The following is a 4,987-nucleotide window of genomic DNA, read 5'->3' as shown; positions in this document are numbered from 1 at the left end:
GAGTGACGTGGCTCCGCCTCGGGCTGCTCGGGAGCTTCAGCGGATGCTGCTGTCTGCGAGTTCAGGTCCCTGATGAGCCGCTGGGGCGAGGAACCGATCCCCCGCCGTCAGCCCGTCGCGTCAGCCATGGCCAGCTCGTGCAGCCTGTCCGGCGGTCCCGGACGGGCGTAGTACCAGCCCTGGGCCGTGTCGCAGCCCAGTATGCGGAGCTGCTCCGCCTGCGCGCCCGTTTCGACCCCCTCCACCGTGACCGCGAGGTTCAGGCTGTGGGCAAGCGTCACGATCCCCTCGACGATCTTCAGGTCGACGGGATCCGCCGGGAACTGCTGCATGCCCTGCGTGAAGGAACGGTCCAGCTTCAGCACGCTCACCGGAAGGCGGCGCAGATTGGCCAGGTTGGAGTACCCCGTACCGAAGTCGTCCAGCGCGATGTCGACGCCCATCTCGGCCAGCCGCCGCAGGGGTTTGAGGACCTCGTCGTCGGCACCGATCAACGCCGACTCCGTCACCTCCAGACAGAGCGCGCCCGGTTCCAGCCCCGAGCGCTCCAGGATCTCGACCGTGTCCTGGACCAGCCCCGGGTGGGTCAGCTGGCAGGGGGAGAGATTGACGTTGACGCGCAGAGGGCCCGAGCCCAGCTTGTCCTTGTGGCGTTCCTGCCACTCCCGCGCCTGGCGCACCGACTCCTCCAGCACCCACCGTCCCAGCGGCACGATCAGCCCGGTGTGCTCGGCGAGCGGGATGAAACGGTCCGGTCCGAGGACACCGTGCTGCGGATGCAGCCAGCGGACGAGCGCCTCCGCGCCCCGCACGGTGCTGTCACCGAGATGGACCAGCGGCTGGTACTCGATGAAGAACTCGCCCCGGTCGAGAGCCGCGGGCAGCGCGGTGGTCAGGCCATGACGGGTGATCGCCCGGGCGTCGGACTCGGCGTCCGCCACCTCGTACCGGTTCCCGCCCGCCGACTTGGCCCGGTACATGGTGATGTCGGCACTGCGCAGCACCTCCGCCGGGCCCCGCTCCCCCGCCGGCCCCTCGACGATGCCGATGCTGCCGCGTACGAGGAGTTCACGGCCGTCGATACGGACCGGGGTGACGAGCGCGTTCATGATGCGGTCGGCGAGGTCGTCGACCTCCTGCTGGGTGTCGGGGCCGGTGGTCAGCGCCACGAACTCGTCGCCGCCGAGCCGGGCGACCATCTCGCCGGGCGCGGTCGCGCAGGACTGCAGCCGGTCGGCGACCTCCACGAGCAGCCGGTCCCCGGCCGCGTGCCCGAGGCTGTCGTTGATGGTCTTGAAGCCGTCGAGGTCCAGGTAGCACAGCCCGAAGCGCTGGCCCTCGCCCGCCGAGAGCGCCTTCTCCAGGCGCTCGAAGAAGAGCGTGCGGTTGGGCAGCCCGGTCAGCGCGTCATGGGTGGCCTCGTAGCGCAGCCGGAGGTTGAGCAGCCGGCGCTCCGTCGTGTCCTCCATGAGCGCCAGCTGGTAGCGGGGGTTGCCGTCCGCGTCCCGCAGGAGGGAGACCGTGAGGTTGGTCCACAGGGCCGTTCCGTCAGGCCGGTAGAACGCCTTCTCGACGTGGTAGTGCTCACGCTCCCCGCTGACCAACTCCTCGTACAGCCGCCAGACTTGGGGCGCGTCCTCGGGATGGGTCCACTCCTGGACGTTGCGCTCCCGCACCGCCTGCTCGGAGCCGCCGAACATGCGCATCAGCGCACCGTTGACCTCCAGGATGTTGCCCTCGAGATCGGCGATGCCGATGCCTATGGCCGCGCCCTCGAACACCGCGCGGAACCGGGCCTCGCTCTCGTGCAGCGCCTGGGCGACCGCTCCCTGGGCGGTCAGCGCGGCCTGGGCGATGGACTCCTGCTCGGACAGCGTCCGCTCCCGCAGCGCCTGCGCGTACCCGGCGGCCATGGCGTGCTGAAGCCGCGACGAACGGGCGCGCAGGTCCTCCTGGGGGCCGTCCTCGCCGCAGTACAGCACCAGATAGGCGTCCACGCAGTCGAGCGAGCGGCTGAGCGCCTCCGGGTCGGTGCAGTGCCCGGCGACGAGCGCGGCACCGACCTCCTTGCCCGCCTCGGGGTCGAAGGCCCTGGCCAGCAGCGCCTCACTCAACCGCCGGGCGAGCGGTAGCAGTTGTTCCTCGAACTCCGGCCGGGTCAGCGACGTGGAGGTCACCGGGAAGACGGCCCGGCTCCAGATCGTCGCGAACCGGCGCAGTCTGTCCTCCGGCCCGTCCGGCTCCGCGGTCACGCCGAACGCCCCACGCCCGCGAACCCGGCGAAGGCATACGGGTCCTCGTCCTCGGGTGCCGTGTCCGGCCGCCACCTCGCCGTCGACACCAGCCCGGGTTCCACCATGTCGTACCCCTCGAAGAACCGCGCGATCTCCTCGCGCGAGCGCATGATCAGCGGATTGCGGATGTCCTTGTACACGTCGACCGCGCCCTCGGCCCGCTCCCGCGGAAGCGGGATTCCCTCATACGAGGCATGCGACACGACCAGCAGGCTTCCGGGTGCGAGCGCGTCGCGCAGTTCGGTCACCGCTCCGTACGGGTCGTCCGCGTCCTCCACGAAGTGCAGTATGGCAACGAGGAGCACCGCGACAGGCCGGTTCAGGTCGATCAGGCCCCGCACCTGGAGGTTCTTGAGGATGTCCTGGGGCTTGCGGAGATCGGCCGCGAGCACGTCCGCGTCCTCGTCGCCCTCCAGCACGGCCTGGCTGTGCGCGACGGCGACCGGGTCGTTGTCGACGTACATGACGCGCGCGCCGGGGCGGACGGACCGGGCGACCTCGTGGACGCTGCCGGAGGTGGGGATGCCGGAGCCTATGTCCAGGAACTGGGTGATGCCCTCGCCGGCCGCGTACCGCACCGCGCGGCGCAGGAACGCCCGGTTGGACTGCATGATCCTGGGCAGTCCCGGCATGAACTCCATGGCCTTGCGGGCCGCTTCCCGGTCGACCTCGAAGTTGTGCGAACCGCCCAGGTAGTAGTCGTAGATCCGGGCCACGGACGGCACCGTGATGTCGATGCTCCGCGGGGCCCAGGCGGGACGCTCCATCTATCACTCCAACGCGTCGGGTGTGGCGTAGGCGATCCAGTGTTCGAGCTGAGGCTACTGATCGGCCGCCAAAGGGGCGACCCCAAACGGAAATTGACCGTCCGTTCCGGGGCACTGCCTCCGGCAAGTGCCGAATTGTCGGTTCCCGGACGCGTTCACGGAGTGAACGCGCTCCGATCCGGAGCGTGTGCGGCAGCGACGGGGAGACACGGTGGGTGATGTCCCGACACGGAGGGTGTCCGGCCTTTCTGACCGCGTTTCAGTGTTTGTCCGGGCATGCCGAACGGTCCGCCCCCTCCGTGCGGTGCGGAGGGGGCGGACCGGGGATTGTGCCCTGGCTCTGTGCATCCGGGTCTTACGACTGTCGAACACCTCCCTTCGGTCGGGAGCGGTGGGGCGGTCCCCCTGGGGAAGGTGATCGCCCTACTTCGGCTTGCCGAGTGCCTTGCCCTCGGGCGAGATGGCGTACCAGGTGCCGCCGGCGCCCTGGCCGTTGGTGTCACCGGGCTTCTTGTCGCCCGAGAAGGTGTAGAGCGGCCAGCAGTCGATGCTCTGCTGCTTGAGTCCGTCCGGACGGTTCAGGACGACATAGCCCCTGCGGCCGTCGTTCTTGTTGTCGATGCCCTTGGTGTCGGCGGCGTCGACCGGCTCGACGACCGGCCACTTCTCCAGGCACGCTCCGACGCAGGCCGACTTCATCGGCCACGGGGTGTCCTTCTCGAAGCGGTAGACCGTCATGCCGTTCTTGTCGACGACGACCGTGCCGAGCTTGGGGTCCTCGCGGGTCGAGAGACCGGGCAGGTCCCCGATCGCCTCGGCCGAGCCGGATCCCTCGTCGTCCGAGCCCGAGCCCGAACCCGCGGCACCGCCGGCCGCCTTCTTGCCGTTGGGGGCCGACGCGTACCACGCGCCGTTCAGGCCCTCGCCCTTGACGTCACCGGCCTTGGTGTCCTTGGCGTACCGGTACATGGGCCAGCCGTCGATCGTCAGCTGCTTGGTGCCGTCGGGGCGGGTGACCTCGCCGAGCAGCGACTTGTCGATGCCCTCGGCCGCCTTGGCGCCCGAGGCCGGGACGGGCGGCCACGTGGTGGCGCACTCGCCCTCACAGGTCGTCTTCGGCGGTTCGGCCGTGTCCTTGTCGAAGCGGTAGAGGGTGAACCCGGCGCTGTCGGTGAGGACCTCGCCGTACTTGTCGCTCTTGAACACGGTCAGTTGACCGGCTGCCGCACCCTGGGCCGTGGCGCCCTGCTCGTCCTGCGCGTCGGTGCCGGAGCCGACGGCGGAGCCGCCGCTGCCCAGGTCGATACCGCCGGCCGGCGTCGTGGCGCCCACGTTCTGGCTGCTGGACGTGCCGTCTTCCTGACCGCACGCCGTCGTCAGCGCCAGCACGAACGCAGCCGTCGCTACGAGTGAGGCGCTCCGCCAGGAGGTCTTCATCGTCAACTCCCCGTGATCCTTGGGTGTTTGCGGCGCCCTGCCACGCCGCTTGCTGGCCCTAGGTACGGGCGGGGGTGGGAGGTGTGTTCAACCACTGCACAAATTTCTTTCCGGAACCTGTGACGACTCCCGAGACGGAAGGTACTTACGTTCCCCCTGAGGCACTCTGTCACGGTCGCTTGTCCCCCGTTTGGGGCAATCATCCTGGGCTCCGGCGTGCACGGGCGTGTCAGAGCCGAAGATCTCCGCGTGCACGGACCCCAGCGGACCCGATCCGCCCTCGCCATCCGGTTGTCGGCCCTGCTCGCGCTGACCTGGCTCCTCGTGGGGGCGCCGAGCGGAACAGCCGTCGCCGATGCGTGTGTGTACGCCGGTATCGGCCCCGACGGCGTGGAGGTCGCCGTGGCGGTCGGGGGCATCGTCTCCTGCGGCCCGGCGAAGCCGACGCCCACCCCGACGCCGACTCCGACGTGTCCCCCGACGCCGCCC

3 protein-coding genes and 1 pseudogene are annotated in these 4,987 nt (G+C 70.0%); 1 reads left to right on the top strand and 3 read right to left on the bottom strand.

The window, feature by feature from the left end; translation table 11 throughout:
- Positions 1-107 precede the first annotated feature (107 nt).
- The 3 genes from FNH04_RS41090 to FNH04_RS41080 form a co-directional block, all read right to left on the bottom strand.
- The gene (locus FNH04_RS41090) at positions 108-2,252 is read right to left on the bottom strand and encodes a putative bifunctional diguanylate cyclase/phosphodiesterase (protein ID WP_322725347.1); all 2,145 of its coding nucleotides are present in this window, start codon (positions 2,250-2,252) and stop codon (positions 108-110) included.
- Complete coding sequence (locus tag FNH04_RS41085) at positions 2,249-3,061, bottom strand: SAM-dependent methyltransferase (RefSeq protein ID WP_152791283.1); 813 nt, start codon at positions 3,059-3,061, stop codon at positions 2,249-2,251. The genes FNH04_RS41090 and FNH04_RS41085 overlap by 4 nt, the downstream gene beginning before the upstream one ends.
- Before the next feature lie 423 nt (positions 3,062-3,484).
- Positions 3,485-4,498, bottom strand: a complete 1,014-nt coding sequence (locus FNH04_RS41080) for an SCO0930 family lipoprotein (protein WP_152791284.1) — start codon at positions 4,496-4,498, stop codon at positions 3,485-3,487.
- A 249-nt stretch (positions 4,499-4,747) separates the two neighbouring features.
- Here FNH04_RS41080 and FNH04_RS41075 point away from each other — a divergent pair.
- A pseudogene (locus FNH04_RS41075) lies at positions 4,748-4,987 on the top strand (hypothetical protein); the annotation flags it as partial.

The sequence above is a fragment of the Streptomyces phyllanthi genome, from assembly GCF_009377205.1.
Classification (GTDB): Bacteria; Actinomycetota; Actinomycetes; order Streptomycetales; family Streptomycetaceae; genus Streptomyces; species Streptomyces phyllanthi.
The sequence above is the reverse complement of the archived record's forward strand: the minus strand, read 5'-3'. Positions and strand labels throughout refer to the sequence as shown.